The 23,233-nt window shown below is 65.7% G+C and carries 10 protein-coding genes; 7 read left to right on the forward strand and 3 right to left on the reverse strand.

Going from position 1 to position 23,233, the window contains the following annotated elements:
• Nucleotides 1-640 precede the first annotated feature (640 nt).
• Nucleotides 641-1,228, reverse strand: coding sequence for a hypothetical protein (locus FIV42_RS07815; protein WP_141197132.1), 588 nt, complete (start codon nt 1,226-1,228; stop codon nt 641-643).
• 419 nt (nt 1,229-1,647) lie between these two features.
• On the opposite strand from FIV42_RS07815, the gene FIV42_RS07820 reads away from it, so the two are divergent.
• The 4 genes from FIV42_RS07820 (at nt 1,648) to FIV42_RS07835 (ending at nt 15,027) form a co-directional block, all read left to right on the forward strand.
• The gene (locus FIV42_RS07820; protein ID WP_141197133.1) at nt 1,648-7,164 is read left to right on the forward strand and encodes an AAA family ATPase; all 5,517 of its coding nucleotides are present in this window, start codon (nt 1,648-1,650) and stop codon (nt 7,162-7,164) included.
• Between the two features lie 239 nt (nt 7,165-7,403).
• Entirely contained in the window at nt 7,404-8,423 is a 1,020-nt protein-coding gene (locus FIV42_RS07825) for a thiamine pyrophosphate-dependent dehydrogenase E1 component subunit alpha (RefSeq protein WP_141197134.1), read from the forward strand.
• Nucleotides 8,420-9,442 (forward strand): alpha-ketoacid dehydrogenase subunit beta, encoded by a 1,023-nt coding sequence (locus FIV42_RS07830; protein ID WP_141197135.1) that lies wholly within the window; start codon nt 8,420-8,422, stop codon nt 9,440-9,442. Before FIV42_RS07825 ends, FIV42_RS07830 begins: the two co-directional genes overlap by 4 nt.
• A gap of 44 nt (nt 9,443-9,486) precedes the next feature.
• Nucleotides 9,487-15,027 (forward strand): protein kinase domain-containing protein, encoded by a 5,541-nt coding sequence (locus FIV42_RS07835; RefSeq protein ID WP_141197136.1) that lies wholly within the window; start codon nt 9,487-9,489, stop codon nt 15,025-15,027.
• Between the two features lie 402 nt (nt 15,028-15,429).
• Here the strand turns inward: FIV42_RS07835 and FIV42_RS07840 are convergent, their stop codons facing one another.
• Entirely contained in the window at nt 15,430-15,756 is a 327-nt protein-coding gene (locus FIV42_RS07840; RefSeq protein ID WP_141197137.1) for a type II toxin-antitoxin system RelE/ParE family toxin, read from the reverse strand.
• Between the two features lie 587 nt (nt 15,757-16,343).
• Nucleotides 16,344-20,030: a methionine synthase gene (gene metH / locus FIV42_RS07845; protein WP_141197138.1), complete on the reverse strand. Its 3,687-nt coding sequence runs from the start codon at nt 20,028-20,030 to the stop codon at nt 16,344-16,346.
• A gap of 282 nt (nt 20,031-20,312) precedes the next feature.
• Between metH and FIV42_RS07850 the strand changes: the two genes are divergently transcribed.
• The 3 genes from FIV42_RS07850 to FIV42_RS07860 all read left to right on the forward strand — a co-directional run bounded on the left by FIV42_RS07850 (nt 20,313) and on the right by FIV42_RS07860 (nt 23,194).
• Nucleotides 20,313-20,543 (forward strand): hypothetical protein, encoded by a 231-nt coding sequence (locus FIV42_RS07850; RefSeq protein WP_141197139.1) that lies wholly within the window; start codon nt 20,313-20,315, stop codon nt 20,541-20,543.
• 86 nt (nt 20,544-20,629) lie between these two features.
• Entirely contained in the window at nt 20,630-21,820 is a 1,191-nt protein-coding gene (locus FIV42_RS07855) for a YfaP family protein (protein WP_141197140.1), read from the forward strand.
• A gap of 129 nt (nt 21,821-21,949) precedes the next feature.
• Complete coding sequence (locus FIV42_RS07860; protein WP_141197141.1) at nt 21,950-23,194, forward strand: PKD domain-containing protein; 1,245 nt, start codon at nt 21,950-21,952, stop codon at nt 23,192-23,194.
• Nucleotides 23,195-23,233 lie beyond the last annotated feature (39 nt).

Consider the following 23,233-nt stretch of genomic DNA (forward strand, 5'->3'; position numbering starts at 1 on the left):
ATTTTTCGCCGCGCCGCGGCACCCGAGGCCACACTTTTTGCGACCTCTGCCGCTCCGATCATGACCCTTGCCCGTCGCCACGGCCTTCTGGCGGGGGTTGGGCCCCGAAAGACACAAAATGCACGATTCGCAAGGACATCCCTTCCCCCACGGGGAAGATCCCCAGGGTGTCGGCCTTGCAGGGCCCACACGTCCGCTATTGACGTGGAACTAGCATTGAAGGGCGGACGATTCGCTCCGTTTGCGCGAGGCGGTGGTCTTGCAGATTAGCCACGTGGCTATGGCCCTTCCGCATCGTCTCGCGCAAACGCCTCGAGCAGTTGTCCGACTGACTTCGAACAGCTCGAGACGTCATCCCCTGCCAGACCGACAACCTCGAACCCCTTGCGGGTGATACGGAACTTTTAGCTGCGGGCGAAGGAGGCGACCGAAGGGAGGCGACTGTTGCCCGTAGCGGTGGTCGATCATGAAACCGACCGCAACACGCAAGCAGGGGCGAGGACGCCCCAGGGCGGGCGGGGACGCCCGCGCCCCGGCGGCGGTCGATCATGAAACCGACCGCAACACGCAAGCAGGGCCGAGGACGCCCCAGGGCGGGCGGGGACGCCCGCGCCCCGGCGGGCGTCGATCTGCGGCGACCTCAGGCGTCGTCGGCAACGCAGACGCCTCCATTTTCGCCGACATCGAGGTCGCACGTTTCAGAATCCACGCATTCGGCGTCGCTCTCGCAGGCGAACCCGCACTCGCCGGTATCCATGTTGCACCGCTCGTCGGCGGCGCAGTCGAAGTTGGCGATGCAGGTGGGCTCGTCGGGCTGCTCCTGGTAGTCCAGCTCGAAGTCATGGGAGCAGAGGGGACCGGAAGCGCAGGAGACGTCGATCGTGACGGAGGCGTCTTCCAGTCCGGCCGCCGTAGCTTGGGCGGTCGTCGTGTAAGTGGCCACGCATCCGTCGGAGAGGTCTCTCTGGGTCGTCGTCTCGAGCGGGCCGCACGCCTCGCCTTCCTCGATGGTCATATCTGTGATGCCGTCCAAGACTTCCTCGAGCGTCTCTTCGCTACAGTCTCCAGACTGGCCCGTATTGCGTACCGCGTACTCTCCGGCGGGCACTTCGCAGGTCGAGGCGCCCTCGCTGTTGTTGTCGTCTTGGGACCACTCGCCACAACCTGCCAGCAGGAGCGTGAGTGTGGTGAAGCTGATGGCGACGATGGTCATCATTCGATGCGTCATTAATGTCCCCCTGGTTGGGTTGTGGGTGGTGGCGCCTGCGGCGCGGTCGTGAGTCGTGTGCGACCGTAGCGAGATGCGAGGTGCGGTTCAAATCTGTGGGGCCTGCTGCAAGGCGTACATCTCGAGTCCTTTCCTCCTAAAGTTGCGTTTTTTCCTCGAACGCGTGACACTGCCCGCGCCGCATCACAACTCGTCGCATCTAAGAGATGGATTCAATACTGTTTTGAGGCACTGACAAAATGAAATTGTCGAGGCCAAGGCGAAAAGCGCAGGCGATGCCGGAGGCTATCGTCGAGCATTTTCAACGTAGGCATCGGCGATTTCACGAAGTCAGGGACCAAATAAGGTATTGAAACCAGCTCTAAGTAGTGTTCACGCGGGCGGTGTTTCCGTTCGCGCATAGTTATTCGGGGTGTCGAATGACGGGGCAGATTCGCGACTACGACCTTCTCGCCAAGCTCTACGGCAGCGCGCGGACGGTCGTCTACAGGGCTCGCAAGGTCGACGGGGGGCCAACATATATTCTCAAGGTGCTGAGCGAGAGCCACCCGACGCCGCGTGCGTTGGTGCGCTACCGCCACGAGTTCGACATCACCCGTGCGCTCGACGGTGATGGGATCATCGAGGTGTATGGGCTCGAGAAGCACCTTCGCGGGTTGGTGATGGTGCTCGAGGATATCGGCGGGGAGTCGCTGGCGCAGACGTTGCGGCGGCGGCAATTCGAGCTCGAGGAGTTCTTGGAGGTGGCGATTGCGGTGACCGAGGCGCTCGGGCAGGTCCACGCGCAGGGGGTCATCCACAAGGATATCAACCCGGCCAATATCGTCTGGAACGAGACGACCGGGCAGGTCAAGCTCATCGACTTTGGCATCGCCACGTCGCTGGCGCGCGAGTGGCCCAGCGGGGACGACCCGAACGAGTCGCACGGCACGCTCGCCTACATGTCGCCCGAGCAGACCGGGCGCACCAGCCGGCCGCTCGACTACCGTACTGATTTCTACTCGCTGGGGGCGACGTTCTACGAGATGCTCACCGGCCAGCGGCCGTGTGACGGCGAGGACGAGCTGGCGGTGTTTCACTGCCACCTGGCGCAGGTGCCGCGGCCGCCGCACGAGCTTCGCCTGGCGGTGCCCAGGGCGGTGTCCGACATCGTGCTCCGCCTGCTCGCCAAGCCCGCCGAGGAGCGCTACCAGAGCGCGCACGGGCTGCGCTGCGACCTGCAGCGTTGCCTCGACGCGCTGCGGGCGCGCGGGGCGGTCGAGCCGTTCGAGCTCGGCGAGCACGACGTGCGGGCGACTCTGCAGGTGTCGCAGAAGCTGTACGGGCGCAGCGGCGAGCTGGCTCGGCTGCTCGAGGCGCTCGAGGATGCGGCCGCTGGGGCGCGCAAGCTCGTGTTGCTCACCGGCCCCGGCGGGGTGGGCAAGTCGGCGCTGGTGCGCGAGACGCAGACCGCCATGCTCGGCCGGCGCGTGCGGCTGGCGGCGAGCAAATTCGACCAGAACAAGCGTGACGTGCCGCACTCGGGGTGTGCCCAGGCGCTCGAGGCGCTCATCTCGCAGATTCTGGGGTTGCCGGCCGACGAGGTCGAACGCTGGCGCGCGCGGGCTGAAGAGGCGCTCGAGAGCAACGGGGCGCTGCTCGCCGAGATCGCCCCCGACATCGAGGCGCTGCTCGGGCCGCAACCCGAGCTCCCGCCGATGACGCCCGAGGAGGCGCGCCACCGGCTCGGCCGGGCGGTGAGCCGGTTTCTGGCGCTCTTCGCCGAGCCGGAGCGCCCGCTCACCCTCTTCTTCGACGACCTTCAGTGGGCCGACGCCGCCTCGCTCGAGCTCATCGCCACGCTGCTCGGCCACGACGAGCTCGACCATCTGCTCATCATCGGGGCGTATCGCGCCGCCGAGATCGCCCCGACCCATCCGCTGCAGGCGACCTTGTTGCAGCTCGAGGAGCGCACCGTCGAGGTCGAGTCGATCCCGGTCGAGCCGCTCAGTTGCGAGCACGTGCAAGCCCTGGTCGCCGACACCCTGCAGGCCGAGCCGGCCGCGGTCGACACGCTCGCCCGGCTCATCCACGAGAAGACCTCCGGCAACCCCTACTTCGTCAATCGGTTCATCGAGGACCTGTACGCGCGCGACCTGCTCTGGTTCGACGCACGAGCCGGCAAGTGGTGCTGGAGCGACGAGGCGATCGAGCAGGCCGCGCTGACCGACAACGTCGTCGAGCTGCTCATCGAGCGGCTGCGCACGCTGCCCGAGCCGACGTGCGAGGCGCTCCAGATGGCCGCCCTGCTCGGTCGCCAGTTCCACCTCGGCGAACTCGCCGACGCCTGCGACAGCTCCGATGAGGCGCTCTACAAGGACCTGCTTCCCGCCGTGGAGAGCGGCATCGTACGGACGAACTCACGCCCCGAACTCAGCGACGTGAGCGATGACGAGGCCCCGCTGGTCGTCCGCCGGCTCGGCTTTCCGCACGACCGCGTCCAGGAGGCCGCCGCGCAACTGCTCTCCGCGGAGGACCGGCCGCAGGCGGAGTTGAAGGTGGGGCGGATTCTGCACGAGCGTATGCGCCAGGAAGAGGGAGAGGCGCTGCTCTTCGACGTGGTGGGCCACCTCGACGCGGCTCGCCAGATCATCGACGAGGAGACCGAGCGGCTCGACTTGGCTCGGCTGAACGTGCGGGCGGCGCGTCGGGCGATGGGCTCGCTGGCCTTCACGGCGGCGAGTCACTACCTGGAGGCGGCACACGAGCTACTGCCCGACGCCATCTGGCAGGTCGACGCTCCCCTGGCGATGGACGTGCTGAGGCTTCGCGGCGAGACGGAGAGCCAGCTCGGCCACTTCGAGCTGGCCGAGGAGCTGCTCGAGCGCGCCCTCGAGCACACCGACGATCCGGTCGAGCGCGCCAAGCTTCACACCTTGCTGGTGCGCCAATACGCCAACCGCGCCCAACTGGCGGAGGCGCTCGACACCGTCGTCGAGTGCTTGACGGAATTGGGGGTCGACTTTCCGGTCGACGAGCTCGACATCGCGATGGGCGACCAGTTCTCGCGGGTCCAGGCCCGGCTGGGCGGCGAGTCGATCGCCACGCTCACCGAGCGGCCGCACATCGACCACCCCGCCTACGAGGCGGCGCTGCATATCCTGGGGGCGTTCCACCCGGCGGCGGGCATCCTCGACCAGCGCTTGCTCCTGCTCGACGGGCTCAAGGCGATCGAGCTGAGCCTCGAGATCGGCGTGCGCCCCGAGACCGTGCTCGGCCTGGCGGTCTACGGGCTGGTCTTGGTGCGCTACGGACGCTTCGAGGAAGCCTACCAGGCCGGAGCGCTCTCCCTGGAGCTGGCCGCGCGCTTCGACGAGGAGTTCCTGGCCGCCCACGCGGGCATGCTGCAGGGGGGGATGGTCGCCCATTGGGCCCGTCCCCTCGACGAGTCCATCGCGGTGCTCGTGCGCGCCCAGCGGGACGGGTTGCGCTCGGGCAACCTTCAATTTGCCGGATTCGCCGCCGTCCATCGCGTCTACCAGCAGTTCTGCCGAGGCAAGAACCTCGTCGACCTCGCCGAACAGATCGAAAGCGCGCTCGAGCTCGCCGAGCGCACCAACAACACCATCGCCCTCGACCAGGTCACGACCACTCGTCGGCTGACGCGGCACCTGCGTGGGGAGACCGACGATGACGACTTCGTCGAGGGTCGCACCGACGAGTGGGCCGCCGACCTGCTCGAGCGCTACCGCTCCCGCGACAACGACGCCGTGGTGACGAGCATGGCGGGCGCGCGCGGCATCTTGCATCTGCACTACGGCCGGCCTCACAAGGCCCTCGATGACCTCGAACGAGTCCAGAGCAATCTGACGGCGCTGCTCGACACCATCGACGTGAGCCGCGACACGTTTTATGTGGCGATGGCCCACGCGGCGTGTGCGCAAGGGGCGTCGGCTGGTCAAGGACAGAAAGACAAGCGTCAGGAGCACCTGGAGAGTCTCGTCGAGCTGCGCGAGCGCATCGCGTTTTGGTGCGAGGCGTGTCGCGAGAATTTCGAACACCAGCTCGAGCTGGTCGACGCCGAGATCGCCTGGCTGCACGGCGAATTATTCGACGCGCTCGATCACTTCGACCACGCCGTGGAGTTGGCGCGCCAGCGCGGGTTCACCGAGATGGAGGCGCTCGCCTACGAGCGCGCCGCCGAGCTGTGGCTGTCGCGCGACAAGGCGCGCTTTGCGCGCACCTACATCAAAGAGGCGATCTACGCGTACCGGCTGTGGGGCGCGACGCGCAAAGTCGAGTGGCTCGAGGCGCGCCACGCCGAGCTGTTGGCGTCAGTCGAGGCCGACTTGGCCGATTCACCGAGCGGGTCGGGCGGCGCCGAGCTCGACATCACCAGCGTATTTCGCGCCTCCGAGTCGATCGCGCGGCGCATCGAGGTCGACGAGCTGTTGACGACCTTGATGCAGGTGACCGCCGCCAACGCCGGCGCCCAGCGCGGGGCGTTCTTCTTGGTGGAGCCCCGAGGCGTGTTGCTGGCCGTCGAGGGCGAGGCGGGCGCCAAGCCCCGGCTGGTCGCCCCGCCCCAGAAGCTCGGCCACTGGAAGGGCGGCGCCCGCTCGGTGGTGCGCTACGTCGCGCGCACCGGCGAGCCGGTCGTCCTGGCGCGGGCGACCGACGACGAGCGCTTTCAAAACGACCGCTACGTGCGCGAGCACCAGCTGCGCTCGGTGCTGTGCATGCCCGTCGAGGAGGCAGGCGAGCTTCGCGGCGTGCTCTACCTGGAGAATAACCTGAGCGACGCTGCCTTCACCGAAAACCGGCTGCGCGTGCTCAATATCCTGGCCGGCCACATCGCCGTGTCGCTGAGCAAGGCGCAGCTCTACGAGACGGTGCACGAGGAGAAGGAGCGATTCCGCCAGCTCGCCGAGAATATCCACGAGGTGTTGTGGCTGATGGACTGGCCGTCGCGACAAATCGTGTACGTCAGCCCCGCCTACTCGCATACCTGGGGCCGCCCCTTGCCCAACCTTCCCATCGGGCTCGACCGGTGGGTCGAGGCGGTGGTGCCCGACGACCGCGACCACGTCCGCGACGCGCTCGACCACAAGCTCGACGTGGGCGACTACGACATCATCTACGAGATCGAGCGGCCCTCGGGCGCGCGGCGCTGGATTCGCGAGCGTGGCTTTCCCATCCGGCGCGAGGATGGCCAGACCATCCGCATCGCCGGCATCGCCGAGGACATCACCCGCCAGCACGAAGTCGAGAAGATGAAAGACGAGTTCATCTCGATCGTCAGCCACGAGCTGCGCACGCCGCTGACGCCCATCAAGGGGATCTTCGAGATCTTGGGGCGCGACGAGAAGTTTGCCGGCGACGTGGCCACCGAGCGCATGATCGAGCTGGGCCTGCGCAACAGCAACCGGTTGCTCAAGCTCATCGACGACCTGCTCGACATCCAGAAGCTGTCGCTGTCGACCATCCACTTCGACAACGAGCTCGTCGACGTGGCCGCGGTGGTCTCCGAGGCGCTGCAGATCAACGAGCCTCTGGGCGACTCCAAGAATATCGACTTCGTGCTCGACGTCGACGAGCCCCACCTGGAGGTCCACGCCGACCGCGAGCGGCTCATGCAGGTGTTCACCAACCTGCTGTCGAACGCGGTCAAGTTCTCCGAGCCCTCCCAACGCGTCGAGATGCACATCGCGCGGGTCGACGACCACGCCCGGGTCAGCGTGACCGACCATGGCACGGGCATCCCCGAGGAGGCCCAGGAGCGCGTCTTCCAGAAATTCGTGCAGGCCGACTCGTCGATGACTCGCAAGCACGGCGGCACCGGGTTGGGCCTGGCGATCTCGCAGGCGATCGTCGAGCGGTTGGGCGGGCGCATCTACTTCGAGAGCGAGGTCGACGAGGGGACCACGTTCTTCGTGGAATTGCCGCTAGTGGGGTGACACCGAGATTCGATTCACCTTCGCCGGTCTAGCACCACCAGCTTCGGCGCTCACTCCTCGACGATGCGCTGCATCGCCTGCGGGGTTCGCATCCGAATCTGGCGGCGCTATCCTCGCCGACAAGTTGAATCTCACTTCGGTGTCACCCCACTGGCGTAGATCCCCCATGTTGCTTTAATCATACACCCTCGCACCTAGCTTCGATCGGGGACAACCAACCTCCAACGGTGAGCTCGGCCATGGAGACCATCGACCTGTATCGGCAGTTGTCGCGAGCCCGTGCCTTCGAGCTCGCCCTCGCCTCATTGTGGCAAGCAGGACTTATCTCGGGGGAGATGCACCTGGGCACCGGTGAGGAGGCCGTCGACGTAGGCGTGGCGGCGCATCTGGAGCCGGGGGCCGACGCGGTGGCGCTCGACCATCGGCCCACGCCGGTGCTCGTGGCGTTGGGGGCCGACCTTCGCAAGATCTTACTCGAAGTGATGGGCCACAAAGAGGGGCTGGGCGGCGGACAAGGCGGCCACATGCACCTGTTCGACCGCGAGCGCATGGCCGCGAGTTCCGGCATCGTGGGGGCGGCGGGGCCGGCGGCGTGCGGATTTGCGCTGGCGGCGCGCCAACTCCGACCGGGGCGCGTGGCGGTGGGCTTCTTCGGCGAGGGCGCGGCCAACCAGGGGATGCTGCTCGAGTCGCTCAATCTGGCGGCGGCCTGGTCGTTGCCGGTGGTGTTCGTGTGCAAGGACAACGAGTGGTCGATCACCACGCGCACTCAGCGAGTCACCGGGGGCAACCTGGCCGAGCGAGCCGCCGGGTTCGGGATGCGCAGCTACAAGGTCGACGGGCTCGACGTCGAGGCGATGCACGAGGCGGCCGGCGACGCGGTCGCCCACGCTCGCAAGGGGCGCGGGCCGTCGTTCGTGCTGGCGCGCTGCTCGCGGCTCGACGGCCACTTTTTGGGCGACTCTCTGGTTCGCACGGCCGCGCATCCCATCAGCGAGGGCAAGGAGCAGGTCGCCAAGATCGCCTCGGGCATGCTGTCGCGCGGCGGCGCGCTGGGCGATCGCGTGGGCGGAGTGCTGCGCTTGCTCGACAGCATGCGCCGGCTTCGGCGCCAGAAGCGCGATACGGCCAACGACCCGCTGGTGCGCGCGCGCCGCAAGCTCGCGCTGCGTCGCGAGGAGGTCGCCGCCATCGACGCCGAGGCGCACGACGAGATCGAAGGGGCGGTCGAGGCCGCGCTCGGGGAGGTCCAACGATGAGTATTGTCACCCAAGAGTTGACTTACGACGAAGCGATCGACGCCGCCATCGACGGCGCAATGGCCAGAGACGAGCGCGTGGTGGTCATGGGCGAAGACATCCACACGCTGCGCTCGGGGCTGTACGCGCGCTACGGCGAGGGGCGGGTGATGCCCACGCCCATCAGCGAGGCGGCGTTCGTGGGCGCGGGCGTCGCCGCGGCCATGGCGGGCCTGCGCCCCATCGTGGAGTTGATGATGGCCGACTTCGCCGGGGTCGCCATGGACGCCATCTTGAACCATATGGCCAAGGTCGAGACGTTCTCGGGCGGCGCCTGGCGCTGCCCGATGGTGCTGCGCATGGGCACCGGCGGGGGCTACGGCGACGCCGGCCAGCACCAACAGGCGCTGTGGGGCATGCTCGGAGGCATCCCGGGCCTCGACGTGGTCGTGCCGTCGACGCCGGCCGACGCCTTCGGGCTGATGCGCACCGCCATCTTGCAGCCCACCCCGGTCGTCTTCATGGAGCACAAATTGCTGTCGGCCAGTTGGCTCGAGTTTCTGGGCCGCGGCGGGCGACAGACCGTCTCGTTCGACGTGCCCACCGCCGGCGCGCGCGGCGAGGTCGACGTCGAGGCCGACCCGACGCCCATCGGCGAGGCGGCCGTGCGCCGGCGCGGCGACGACCTGACGATGGTTTCGCTGGGCGTGGGCGTGCACCGCGCCATCGAGGCGAGCGAGCGCCTCGCCGATGACGGGGTCTCGTGCGAGGTCATCGACCTGCGCAGCGTGCGCCCGCTCGACCGCCCCACGGTAGCCGAGTCGGTCCAAAAGACCGGCCGGCTCCTCGTCGTCGACGAGGATTACGAGCAGTTCGGCCTCTCCGGCGAACTCGCCGCGCTGGTGCTCGAGGCGGGGCTTACGCCCCGTTATGCCCGCGTGTGCGTGCGCCAGACGCTCCCGTTTTCCGCCGAGCTCGAGCGCCAGGCGCTCCCTAACGTCACCCGCATTATCGAGGTCGGTACGCAGTTGATGCATTGAACCCCGCGCGCCAACAAGCGCGACTCTCACAAGCAAGAGGACCCATGCCCGTTCCGCCGCCAGGCTATCGCGTCGTCGAGACTCTCTATGAGAGCCCGCGCACGATCGTACACCGTGCCCGGCGCGAGGCGGACGACCAGCTCGTGATCCTCAAGCAGCTCAAGATCACCCACCCCTCCCCACACGACCTGGTGAGGTTTCGCACCGAGTACGAGATTGCGCACAAGCTTCAGGGGCCTCATCTGGTGCATGTCGACGAGATGATCAAGCACATGCACCGGCTGGTGTTGGTCGAAGAAGACTTCGGCGGGCGCCCTCTCTTGGAGTTCATCCCCGAAGATGGGATGTCGATCGACGAGTTTCTCGACACCGCCATCAAGACCACTCGCGCCCTGGGAGATCTGCACTCTCAGGGGGTCATCCACAGGGACCTGACTCCGAAAAATGTCTTGCTCAACCCCGCGACGGGAGAGCTCAAGCTGGTCGACTTCGGCCTGTCGACGCCGCTCTTTTTGGGCGAAGTCGACAAGCGGCATGCCCACGAAACCGAAGGCACCCTGCCGTACATGTCGCCCGAGCAGACCGGGCGGACCAACCGCCAGATCGACTACCGCACCGACTTCTACTCGTTGGGCACGGTGTTCTACCAAATGGCCACCGGCGCTCTGCCCTTCGAAGGGGCCGATGATCCCGCCGAGTGGTTCCACTGCCATCTGGCGCGCGATCCCATCGCCGTGCGCCAGCGGCGCGCCGAGATCGCGCCGGTGCTCTCCGACATCATCATGCGTCTGATGGCCAAGGCGCCCGAGGAGCGCTACCAGAGCGCCCACGGGCTGCTTATCGACCTCGAGCGCTGCCAAGAGCAGTGGCGCTCACAGGGTAGCATCGAGGCGTTCGAGCTCGGCGAGAGGGACGTGCGCGCCATCTTGCATGTCTCGCAGAAGTTGTACGGGCGCGACGATGAGGTTCGTCGGTTGATGGAGAGCTTCGAGCAGGTCTCTCGCGGCAGCAGGAAGTTGGTGTTGGTAAGCGGGCCGACCGGGATCGGCAAAACCGCGCTGACCGCCAAGCTGCAACAGTCAATCAACGCCAAGAGCTGCTGGTTCGGCTGCGGCAAATTCGGCGCGGGCCAGCAGCCGATGCCCTACGGCGCAGTGTCGGAGGCGCTGCGCAGCCTCATCTCGCAACTATTCGGGTTCTCTTCGACGACCCTGGCCAAGTGGCGCAAGCGCATCGGCCAGGCGCTAGGGGACGACGCCGCGCTGCTCTCGACGTTGATCCCCGAGCTGACCACCCTGCTCGGCCCCCTCGAAGGGAGCGATGAGTTACAGCCGACCGAGGCCCGACATCGATTCGGGCGCGCGTTGCTGCGCTTCGTGAGCGTCTTCTGTCAGCCGGAGCGCCCCCTCATCTTGCAGCTCTCCGACCTGCAGCGCGCCGACGAGGCGTCGCTGGCGCTGCTCGAAACGCTCGTGAGCGCACCGGAGTTGGAGAGCCTGCTGGTCGTGGGCACCTACCGCGATGACGAGGTCGACGCCGATCACGCGTTGCGTCGCACCATCGAAGCGCTCGAGCATGCCGGCCAAGAGGTCGAGCACATCGCATTGCCGCCGCTGAGCTGCGAGCAAGTCAAGCAACTGGTCGCCGATACCCTGCGCCCCCCGGAGAAGCGCCTCGACGACTTGGCCGCGCTGGTGCACGCCAAGACCTCGGGCAACCCATACTTTATCAACCGCTTTTTGGAGAATTTGAATCGCGAGTCATTGCTCTGGTTCGACCCGGAGGACGGTCGGTGGTGCTGGAATCAGGAGCGCATCGAAGAAGCCGACATCACCGAAAACGTCATCGACCTGCTGCTCGTGCGCCTCGAGGAGTTGCCCGAGCAGACTCGCACCACCTTGACCTTCGCTGCGCTGATGGGCTCGACCTTCGAGCTGGAGTTACTCGCACGGGTGCGCGGAGCCAGCCTGCCCGAGGTCTACCGGCAATTGGAGCCCGCCCTCAACGAGGGAATCCTAAAGCCGAGCACCGGCGCCAAGCTGTACGACCCCAAAGAGGTCGACTCGCCGGTGATCATCGAGGAGTTCAGCTTCACCCACGACCGGCTCCAAGAAGCCGCGGCGCAGTTGGCGACTCGTGGCGAGCATCACGAGGCGCAACTCCTCGAGACGCACAAGGAGCTCGGGCGCACCCTGCAGAGCAAGCTGCACGAGGATTCCAAGCCGCAGTTGATCTTCGAGACCGTCGGTCACCTGAACCTGGCAAGTGAGTTGCTCGAAGACCCCTTCGAGGCGCTCGAGGTCGAGCGGCTCAACCTGCGCGCCGGGCATCTGGCGCTCGAGTCGATGGCGTTTGTCGCCGCTCGCGGCTACCTGCGACAGGCCGACGAGTTGATGGACCGCTGCCGCTTCGACGGCAAGAGCAAATGGGAAACACAGTTCGAGTTGGCCTGGAAAGTCGCGTTGGCTCGGTCGCAGGCCGAGGCCCTCGCCGGCAACTTGGAGGCAGCAGAGACCATCTGTATCGACACCCTCGATAAGGTCGAGGACCCGGTTCGACGCGCCACACTCTGCGCGATTCTGGTGCGCATCCGCGCGCTGGCCGGCCGCCTTGGCCAAGCAGTGCAAGCCGCCCGGGAGGGCCTTGCCCCCCTGGGCATAGAGCTTCCGCGCGAAGGTCTGGACGAGCTCCTCGATGCCAAACTCGACGAGGTCGACACGGCGATGGCCCAGCTCGAGTTGGACGACCTGCCCAACTTACCTCGCGTAGACGACCCGCGAGCCGACGCCGCGTTAAAGCTATTGGTGGCCGTCGAGCCGGCCGCCGGTTTGCTCGATTTCCGCCTCGTGCAAATCGTCGGCCTGGAGTCGACCAAGCTGACGCTGGCCCACGGGATGCGCACCGAGTCCCTGTCGGGCCTCTCGCATTATGGAGTCACCCTCAGCCTGCGCGGACGCGCCCAAGAGGGCTATCGAGTCGGCCAGCTCGCGCTGCACGCTGCGCGTGAGTCGCAAAACGACTCGGTCTTTTGCCACGTCGCCTTCATCAATGCCGCCATGCTCATGCACTGGTCGCGCCCGTTGCGTGACTGCGTCGAGCTGTTGGCCGAAGGGCACGAGGCCGGCATGCGCGCGGGGAATGTCCCCTTCGCCGGCTGGTGCAAGTCATGCGAGTTGATGTACTCGGCGATGGCCGGCGAGGAATTGCACGAGGTGTTCGAGCACGCCGAAGCGGCCCGCAAGTTGGGCAACAAGTACGCTCACGGCCCCATGACCGCGCAAGCCGAGGCGTACGTGGCGCTGGCGCGAAACCTGCTCGGCCATACCACCGACGAGAAGAGCTTCGCCAGCTACGAATTTGCCGACGCCGACGCGCTGCTCGAACACTGCCGAAGCTATGGCTTGGACGCGGTCTGCGCCACGTTTCAAGTCGCGCGCGCTCAAGTCGCCTACATCTACGGCGATGCCGAGCTGACCGTGCAATTACTCGAAGAGATGGAGGAGAATATTGGCGCGATGGTGGGCACCTTCGACACCGGGCGCTGGTCGTTTTATATGGCGCTCGGCTTGGCCGACCGGTGTCATCAGCTCGACGCTGGCGCGCGCAAGCCCCTGCGCCGGCGTCTCGACTCACTGCAAGACAGCCTGTCCAAGCTCGGCGAGCAGTGCCCGCCCAACTATCTGCACAAGCGCATGCTCGTCGACGCCGAGGTCGCCTGGCTCGACGACCGCTTCCGCGACGCCATCTCGCTGTTCGATCGCGCCATCGAAGAGGCCACGATGCAGGGCTTTACGCACCTGGAAGCGCTGGCCAACGAGCGCGCCGGCGAATTCTGGCTGGCCTATGACAAGCCCGATTTTGCGGCGAGTTACCTTTGGCGCGCCGAGCGCGTCTACCGCGCCTGGGGAGCCAATCGAAAGGTCGCCGCACTCCGCAGCGAGTATCGCGACTTGATCGAGCGCGGGCGGACCACAGGGGCCCGAAACCCCAGCAAGCACCAAGCTCCCATCGATCTGACGAGCGTCTTCAAGGCGGTCGAGTCGATCGCGGCCAAGCTCGACCTCAACGAACTGCTCTCCACGCTGATGCGAGTGGTCCTCGAGAACGCCGGCGCTCAACACGGCACGTTCTTCGCGGTGGAAGGTCATTCCATTCACGCGGTGGTCGAGGGTCGCATCAACAGCGAGCCGACCCAGCCGGCGACGCGCCTCGAGCTGGACGAGTGGGTCGGCGGCGCGCGCTCGGTGGTGCGCTACGTGCAGCGCACCGACGAGCTGGTCGTGCTCGGCCGAGCCTCCAGTGACCCACGCTTTGCCGACGACCCCTACCTCGACAGCCATGCCGTGCGCTCCATTTTGTGCATGCCCGTCGAGGAGAGCGGCGAAGTCATCGGCATCTTGTACGTCGAGAACAACCTGCACGACTACGCCTTCACCAAAGAGAATACCCGCGTGCTCAAGATTTTGGCCGGGCATATCGCCGTGTCTCTGAACAAGGCCAAGCTCTACGACGAGCTCAAGGAGAAAGAGGAGCGGTTTCGCCAGCTCGCCGAGAATATCGAGGAGGTCTTCTGGCTGATGGACTGGCCGTCTCGCGAGATCGTCTACGTCAGCCCGGCCTACGAGAAGATCTGGAATCGGCGGGTGCCCTCCGATCCGGTGCCGCTGGGCGACTGGCTCGAGCCGGTGGTCGAGCGCCATCGCCATGTAGTGGCAACCTGTCTGGCCGAGAAGGCTCCGCAGGGGGGCTACGACGTCTCTTACCAGATCGAGCGGCCCTCCGGAGAGCTTCGCTGGGTGCACGACCGCGGCTTCCCGATCCGCGACCGACACGGCAAGACCTACCGCATCGCCGGGGTGGCGGTCGACATCACCCGCCAGCACGAAATCAAGAAGATGAAGGACGAGTTCATCTCGATCGTCAGCCACGAGCTGCGCACGCCCCTGACGCCGATCACCGGCATCTTCCGGCTGCTCGCCGAGAATTCGGACGAGGAGTTGTCGGAGCGCTCGCGCCAGATGGTCGACCTGGGCCTGCGCAACGCACGCCGGCTGCTGCGCATCATCGACGACCTGCTCGACATGCAGAAGCTGTCGCTCGAGAAGGTCGACTTCGACGAGGAAATCTTGGACCTGTACGAGGTGGTCTCGGAGGCCGTCGAGATCAACGCCGCGCTGGGCGAGCCACGCGGTGTGCGCGTCGAGCTCGACGCCCCCGACGAGCCGCTATGCGTGCAGGCCGACCGCGGCCGACTGCTGCAGGTCTTCACCAACCTGCTGTCCAACGCCATCAAGTTCACCGACGAGGGCACCTCGGTCGACGTGGCGGTGCGCCGCATCAACCAACGCGGCCAAGTCAGCGTGCGCGACCACGGCCCTGGCATCCCGCCCGAAGCCCGCGCCAACATCTTCGAGAAGTTCACCCAGGCCGACTCCTCGATGACCCGCAAGCACGGCGGCACCGGCCTGGGCCTGACGATCGCCAAGTCGATCGTCGGCCGACTCGACGGACGTATCAACTTCGACAGCGAAGTAGGCGAAGGGACGACGTTTTACGTGGAGTTTCCGTTGGTGGAGGGGGCGTGATTTGGGTGCGTGGGCTTTCCTGTCCTCGCTTCCTTCTTCGGTGCGGGGGCTTCTAGCCCTCGTTTCCTCCTTCGGTGCGTGGGCTTCTAGCCCTCGTTTCCTTCTTCGGTGCGTGGGCACAAAGCCACAGAACTTATGTCTTTGTACTCAGGCGACCGAATGACTGGCGAGGGCAAGATGCCCACGCACCGTTTTTCGCGAGGGCAAGATGCCCACGCACCGATTTTCGCGAGGGCAAGATGCCCACGCACCGATGGACTGGCGAGGGCAAGATGCCCACGCACCGTTTTTCGCGAGGGCAAGATGCCCACGCACCGATGGACTGGCGAGGGCAAGATGCCCACGCACCGTTTTTCGCGAGGGCAAGATGCCCACGCACCGATGGATTGGCGGGAGCGTCGTTCAGTCGTCGTCAACCAGCGACCAAACGGCAGTGTTCTCGAAAAGCTGGGAGCCGTGCACCACTCCAAGAACATCGATACGAGAAGGGGATTCGACGGAGTCTAGCTGGTAAACGATACGGTAGGAGCCGACGAACACCTCACGGATCTCGGGGGTGTTCAGTTCGGGAACGGCACGGCCTGACTTTGGAAACGACGGGATTTCTCCGACCTTCGTGATGATACGCCCCTCCATCACGCGGGCCGTTCTTTTATCGGCCTCTTCGGCGAGATAGCGACTGATTGAGTCTAACGTCGCTATCGCCGTCGCGGTCCAGTTCAGATTCACTCAAAGCCCCGTTGCTTCTTCAACTCTTCATGGGACATCGTCCGTCCCGCCTCGATATCCTCTCGGGCACTGTCAACCACCGCCCGAATATAACGGGTGCGTAGCTCCTCACGGAACTGTCTCTCGATTTCCTCGAAGCTAGCGTCGTCGGGCAGACCTCGAACGAATTCGAGAACGCGCTGCTTCGGAGTCACTTGTTCTGGTGGGTTGTCAGGCGTGTGTGTCATCTGATCTAGGCTCGCTTCGAAGAAACACCTTGCGCGGTTCACTAAGAATATAACTCCTCGACAAGGCGCAAACAATCCCGGGCGGGGCGGTGTCGGACACCGTGTTCGTGACGAGGGCAAGATGCCCACGCACCGATTTTTGCGAGGGCAAGATGCCCACGCACCGATTTTTGCGAGGGCAAGATGCCCACGCACCGTTTTTCGCGAGGGAAAGATGCCCACGCACCGGTTTTTCGCGAGGGCAAGATGCCCACGCACCGATGGATTGGTGAGGGCAAGATGCCCACGCACCGATGGATTGGTGAGGGCAAGATGCCCACGCACCGATGGGTTGGTGAGGGCAAGATGTCCACGCACCGATTACTCGGGCTCGTAGCCGAGATTCGGCGCGAGCCACCGCTCGGCCTCTTCGACCGACATTCCTTTGCGCGCGGCGTAGTCCTCGACCTGGTCCTTCTTGAGGAGCCCGACGTTGAAGTAGCGCGCGTCGGGGTGCGAGATGTACCAGCCCGAGACCGACCCACCCGGGTGCATCGCGTAGCTGTCAGTGAGGTCGATGCCTGCGCGCTCGTCGACGTCGAGTAGCTCCCACAGCTTGCCCTTTTCGGTGTGGTCGGGGCAGGCGGGGTAGCCCGGCGCAGGGCGGATGCCGCGGTACTCTTCGGCGATGAGCTCTTCGTTCGAGAGCTCCTCGTCTTTGCCGTAGCCGAGCTCCTCGCGGACCTTTTCGTGCAGGTATTCGGCGAAGGCCTCGGCGAGTCGATCGGACAAGACTTTGGCCATGATCTTTTTGTAGTCGTCGTGCTCGGCGTCGAAGCGGGCGACGAGCTCGTCGATGCCCAAGCCCCCGGTCACGGCGAACGCGCCCACGTAGTCGTCGAGGCCCGAGTCGACCGGGGCGACGAAATCGGACAGGCACATATTCTTTTGCTTCTCGCCGCGCGGCTTTCGCTGCTGGCGAAGCATGCACAGCCGCTCGAGCACGTCGGTGCGCGACTCGTCGGTGTACAGCAGGATGTCGTCGCCGTCGGCGTTGGCCGGGAAGATGCCGTAGACACCGTTGGCCTGCAGCCACTCATTCTCGATGATGTCGGCGAGCATGCGCTGGGCGTTCTCGAAGAGCTCCTTGGCGGCCTCTCCGTAGTCGTCGTGCTCGAAGATCTGCGGGTACGGGTAGCGGAGCTCCCAGGAGAAGAAGAACGGGGTCCAGTCGATGTAGTCGGCGAGTGTTTCGAGCGACATCTTCTCGACGGTGCGCACGCCGGTGAACGCGGGCGTGGCGATGTCCTCCTCGCGCCAGTCGACCTCGAAGCGGTTCTGGCGGGCCTCGTCGAGTGAGACGAGGTTGCGCCCGCCCTTGCCTGTGTGCAGCGCGCGGTCGCGCTCCTGGAAGGACTGGTTCTCTTGGATGAACTCGTCGCGCTTGGCCGGGTTGAGCAGCGAGCCGACCACGTTGGTCACCCGCGAGGCGTCCTGGACGTGGACGACGGGGTGGTCGTAGACCGGCGCGATCTTGACCGCGGTGTGTCGGCGGCTGGTGGTCGCGCCGCCGATGAGCAACGGCACGTCCATCTCGAGGCGCTGCATCTCCTTGGCGACGTGGACCATCTCGTCGAGCGAGGGGGTGATGAGCCCGCTCAGGCCCACAAAGTCGGCGCCTTCGTCCTGGGCGGCCTGCAAGATCTTGTCGGCGGCGACCATCACGCCCAGATCGACCACGCGGTAGTTGTTACAGCCGAGGACGACCCCGACGATATTCTTGCCGATATCGTGCACGTCGCCTTTGACCGTGGCGAGCAGCACGGTGCCCGCCTCGCGGGTCTCGCCCTGCTCGTCTTCCATGTACGGAAGGAGCACGGCGACGGCCTTCTTCATGGCGCGGGCGCTCTTGACGACCTGGGGCAAGAACATCTTGCCGGCGCCGAACAGGTCGCCGACGACGTTCATGCCGGCCATCAGCGGCCCCTCGATGATGTCGAGCGGCTCGTCGTACTGCTGGCGAGCCTCTTCGACGTCCTCTTCGATGAACTTGTCGACGCCGTGCACGAGCGCGTGGCGAAGCCGCTCTTCGACGCTGCCCTCGCGCCACTCGAGCACCTGGGTGCGGTCGGTGGTCTGGCCCTTGAACTTCTCGGAGTACTCGACGAGGCGGTCGGTGGCGTCGGGGCGGCGGTTGAAGAGGACGTCCTCGACGCGCTCCAACAGCTCGGGCTCGACGTCGTCGTAGACGGTGAGCTGGCCGGCGTTGACGATGCCGCTGTCCAGTCCGGCGTCGATGGCGTGGTACAAAAATGCGGCGTGAATCGCCTCGCGCACCACGTTGTTGCCGCGAAACGAGAACGACACGTTGCTCACCCCGCCGGTGGTCTTGGTCTCGGGGAAGAGCTCTTTGATGCGGCGCACCGCCTCGATGAAGTTGACGCCGTACTCGTTGTGCTCGTCCATGCCGGTGGCGACCGTCAGGATATTCGGGTCGAAGAGGATGTCGTGGCCGTCGAAGCCGCACTCTTCGGTGAGGATGCGGTAGGCGCGCTTGGCGATGTCGACGCGGCGCTCGACGTTGGTGGCCTGGCCCTCCTCGTCGAAGCCCATGACCACGACCGCCGCGCCGAATTGGCGCACTCTGCGGGCTTGCTCTTTGAAGGCCTCTTCGCCCTCTTTGAGGCTCAGCGAGTTGACGATCGCCTTGCCCTGCACGCACTTGAGCCCCTGCTCGAGCACCGAGAACTTCGAGCTGTCGATCATGATGGGCACGCGGGCGATGTCGGGCTCGGTGGCGATGATGTTGAGGAAGGTCTCCATCGCCTCCTCGGAGTCGAGCAGGCCCTCGTCCATGTTGATGTCGATGACGTTGGCGCCGCCCTCGACCTGCCCGCGGGCGACGGCGACGGCCTCCTCGAACTCCCCGTTCTTGATGAGCCGGCGAAACCGGCGCGAGCCGGCGACGTTGGTGCGCTCGCCGATCATCACGAAGTTGGCGTCGGGGCGCACGATCAGCGGCTCCAAGCCGGCGTAGTGGGTGTACGGAATCGGCTCGGGGACCTCGCGCGGGGCGTAGTCGGGCGCGGCTTCGGCGAAGGCGGCGATGTGGTCGGGGGTGGTGCCGCAGCAGCCGCCGACGACGTTGATCCAGCCCTCGGCCATGTACTCACGCAGGACCTCGGCCATCTCGGCCGGGCTCTCGTCGTACTCGCCGAATTCGTTGGGCAAGCCGGCGTTGGGGTAGCAGGAGGTGTAGGTCGAGGCGATGTCGCTCAACGCCTCCATGTGCGGGCGCATCTCCTTGGGGCCGAGCGCGCAGTTGATGCCCACCAGCAAGGGGTTGGCGTGCTCGATGGAGATCCAGAACGCCTCGATGGTCTGCCCGGAGAGCGTGCGCCCGCTCTGGTCCGTGATCGTCACCGAGATGATCAGCGGGAGCTCGACGCCCTTCTCGGCGAAGACCTTCTGGATGGCGGTGACCGCCGCCTTGGCGTTGAGGGTGTCGAAGATCGTCTCGATGAGCAGCAGGTCGACGCCGCCGTCGATGAGCCCGCGCACCTGCTCGACGTAGGCGTCCTCGAGCTCGTCGAACGAAATCGCCCGGTAGGTCGGGTCGGTCACGTCGGGCGACAGGCTCAGAGTCTTGTTCGTCGGGCCCATGGAGCCGGCGACAAAGCGCGGCTTGTCGGGCGTCTGCTCGCTGACCTTGTCGGCCGCGCGCCGGGCGACCTTGGCCGCCTCGACGTTCATCTCGTAGACGAGGTCCTCGACGTCGTAGTCGGCCATCGAGACGCGCTGGGCGCTGAAGGTGTTCGTCTCGATGATGTCCGCGCCCGCCTCCAGGTACTGGGTGTGAATCTCCTCGATGATGTCGGGCTGGGTGAGCACGAGCAGGTCGTTGTTGCCCTGCAGCTCACACGAATGCTCGGCAAAGCGCTCGCCGCGAAAATCCTCCTCGGTCAACTCGTGGCGCTGGATCATGGTGCCCATCGCGCCGTCGAGCACGAGGATACGTTGTTGCAGGAGCTCTTCGAGTTTGTGGGTATTGTCGCGGGTGGTGCTCATGGCCTCGGTCCTTGGGCGCGTGGCGGTTGGGTCTCAACGACGGCTAGAGAATATGGTGGATTCCCCCATGGGAGTCCAGCCCAAGCCATAGGAGGCAGGGCTTCTAGCCCTGGCAGCGAGGGCGAACGCTTGTGCGCCCAGCGCTGGAAGCGCTGCCTGCAAACGATGGCGCTGGCCTCATTCCTGCACTCGCTGCGAGTTTTTTTACCAATCGGTCGACCGCGTCCGTACAACTCTATGCCTGGGGGTTTGCAACGACCGTCCTCCGAAGGACTCTTTCTGATGATGCAGAATACGACGCTCCGACTGCTGCCTATTTGTCTGCTGGCCGCCGCGCTGCTCGGCGGCTGCATCGATTTCAACCAACACGACGACTGCACGTCCGACGACGATTGTCGATTCGGACGCGTCTGCAGCGAGATCACCGGCGCGTGCGTCGACACCGCGTCGACGAGCGATACAGTCGACTCGCCCGACGCCTCTTGCTCGGTCCGGGTTTCGTTGCAGATTTGAAACAAGCGCCGCATGCAGGTACAACGGTGGAAGTCCTTTGTGATGCTTCCACCCGCTTTATTCGCTCATAAGTTTGGGGGCCTGCCATGACGTCGTGTCGTCTCATCTTTCCGCTCTTCGCCTCGTTGACACTGCTCGCTCTGTCCGGCTGCGTCGACCTCGGCGAGGTCACCTGCGAGAGTGACAATGACTGCCGATTCGGCCGCGTCTGCTCGACGGCCGGCCAGTGCACGTGGACAGCTCCGCCGACCCAAACTCCCATCGAAGAAGACGCCGGACCTGTTGATGCCGGCCCCCATGACGCCGGTCCCGGTCCCGATACGACTCCGATCGAGCCCCCGGACGCCGTCTCCGACGTGTCCACGCCTCCGGACACCACGCCAACCCCCGACACGACGCCTGGCCCTGACACCACGCCGCAGCCGGACGTGGGCAACGAGCCGGATACGTCGCTCCCCGACACGTCCGTCCCGGACGCCGCGACGCCTAATTGCCCGACGGCCGTAGCGCGCGCCCGAGGCGAGCACGAGTCGGACTGGCAGATCACCGGGCTCGCAGTAGCGCCCCTCGAAACAGTCTCGCTCGACGCGACCAGCAGCAGCGGAGACATCACTCGGTACGAATGGACACTCGTATCGCGCCCCAGCGGCTCGACGACGCGGTTGGTGCCGAGCAACACCGTCGAGCAACCGACCCTCTTCCTCGACCTGGCGGGCTGGTATGAACTCGAGCTGCGCGTGATCTATGACGACGGCGACGTCGTGTGTGACGCGCGCGACGAGATTCGCATCCGCGCCATACCGAATGAAGACGTACACATCGAGCTGACCTGGGACACCCCGGCCGATGCCGACCAGACTGACGGCAGCGGCACCGACTTCGACCTGCACTACCTGCACCCCAACGGGCAGTGGAACAACTACCCGTGGGATATCTTCTGGGAGAACCCCAGAGGCGATTGGGGCGTGCAAGGCGACTCGTGGGACGATCCGAGCCTCGATCTCGACGACACCAATGGCGCCGGGCCCGAGAATATCACCCACTCCGGGCTCGAGAACCTCACCTACAATATCGGCGCTTATTACTACGCCTCCGGGACGTTGGGCGCCTCGTACGCCACGCTGCGCGTCTACATCGACGGCCTGCTGGCGTTCGAATTCGCCGACAAGTACTTGGACCACGACGAACTCTTCTGGCACGTCGCGCAGTTGACGTGGCCTTCGGGGCAGATAATGGCGGTCGACCAGGTGTATGACGGGTTTCCGACGGCGCCGTAAGGAGTCGAACGGCACCGATTGCGAGGGCAAGATGCATTCGGTCCGAGGAAAATTTTTACCAATCGGTCGACCTCGTCCGTACAACCCATTGTCTGGGGAAATTGCAACGACCGTCTTCCAAATCTACCTATGTCGACACGCCCGATACTCGCCGCGCTGTTCGCCGTTTTCGCCGCGACGTCTCTTTCGTCGACCGGGTGCATCGACCTCGGCGAGGTCGACTGCACCTCCGACGAGCAGTGTCGGTACGACCGGGTCTGCTCGCCGCAGGGATATTGCGTCTCGCCCAATCCGACTGGGCCTAGTCCCATCGAGCCGGGCCCCGATACCGGGCCCGACGTGCCCGAGCCGGAGCCCGCGCCGCGCATCGCGGCGAATCCGGCGCGGCTCGTCTTCGAGCGTATCGGCAACTCCGATCCCACCTGGCGGCGAGGGTGGCGTGAGACCGTCATTCGAAACGCAGGCACCCTTCCCTTGCGCATCGACGCCGTGAGCCTCACCGGCGACGAAGCGTTCGAGCTGGGAACGCCACCCGACGCGGGCTGGCCCGATGAACTCGCCCCCGGCGAGTCGTTCGAGGTGCGCGTGTGGTACGGAACTCAGTCGAGCGCGCCGATGAGCGCCGAACTCGTGGTCGAATCGAACGACCCGCGTGGCCCCTTTACCGTGCCGGTCTCTGCCGACCAGAACCCGCCGTGCATCGAGGTCGAGCCGGAGCGCAACATGGTGTTTCGCCCGCAGGCGCCCGGCGAGCGCATCGTCAAAGAGATCGTCATCACCAACTGCGCGACGCGGTCGAACCTCGCGCTCCGGGCCGTGCGCCTGGAGATCGACTCGGGCGGCGGCTTCTACCTGCCCGAGGATGCACTGCCGGAGCGACTACCCGAGCTCTCCGCGCTCGTCGACCCCGGCGAGTCGGTCGTCATCCCCATCGTCTATACAGGGCGCTCCTTCGAGTGGAACGAAGGCGAGGTCGTCATCGAGACGAACGTGCCCGACAAGCCAGTGATTCGCATCGGACTGTTGCGCGAGACCGACGCCAACGACTGCCCGGTCGCCCGCGCAGGCGCACGGCGAGAAGGCTCGGACGTCACGGTCCCGTTCGTGCGTAGCTTGCGCGCGCAGACCGGCGAGACGGTCGAGTTGAGCGGCCTGGACAGCGTCGACCCGGATGGAGACGTGGAGCGGTACTCGTGGGAGATCGTCGCGCGGCCGGAGGGATCAGAGTCGGCGTTGATGCCCAACACGTTCTCATCGACGGTGAATCTACCGTTGGACGTGCCCGGTCAGTACTTGGTGGAGTTGGATGTCTGGGATGATCAGGGAGAGGCGAGCTGTGGCGGGGTGTCGAGGGTGACGGTGGTGGCGGAGTAGGTGAGCCGGGGCGGCGTAGGCCGCCCCTGGCGGTGTCAC

The sequence above is a fragment of the Persicimonas caeni genome (assembly GCF_006517175.1).
In the GTDB taxonomy this organism is placed as follows: Bacteria; Myxococcota_A; Bradymonadia; order Bradymonadales; family Bradymonadaceae; genus Persicimonas; species Persicimonas caeni.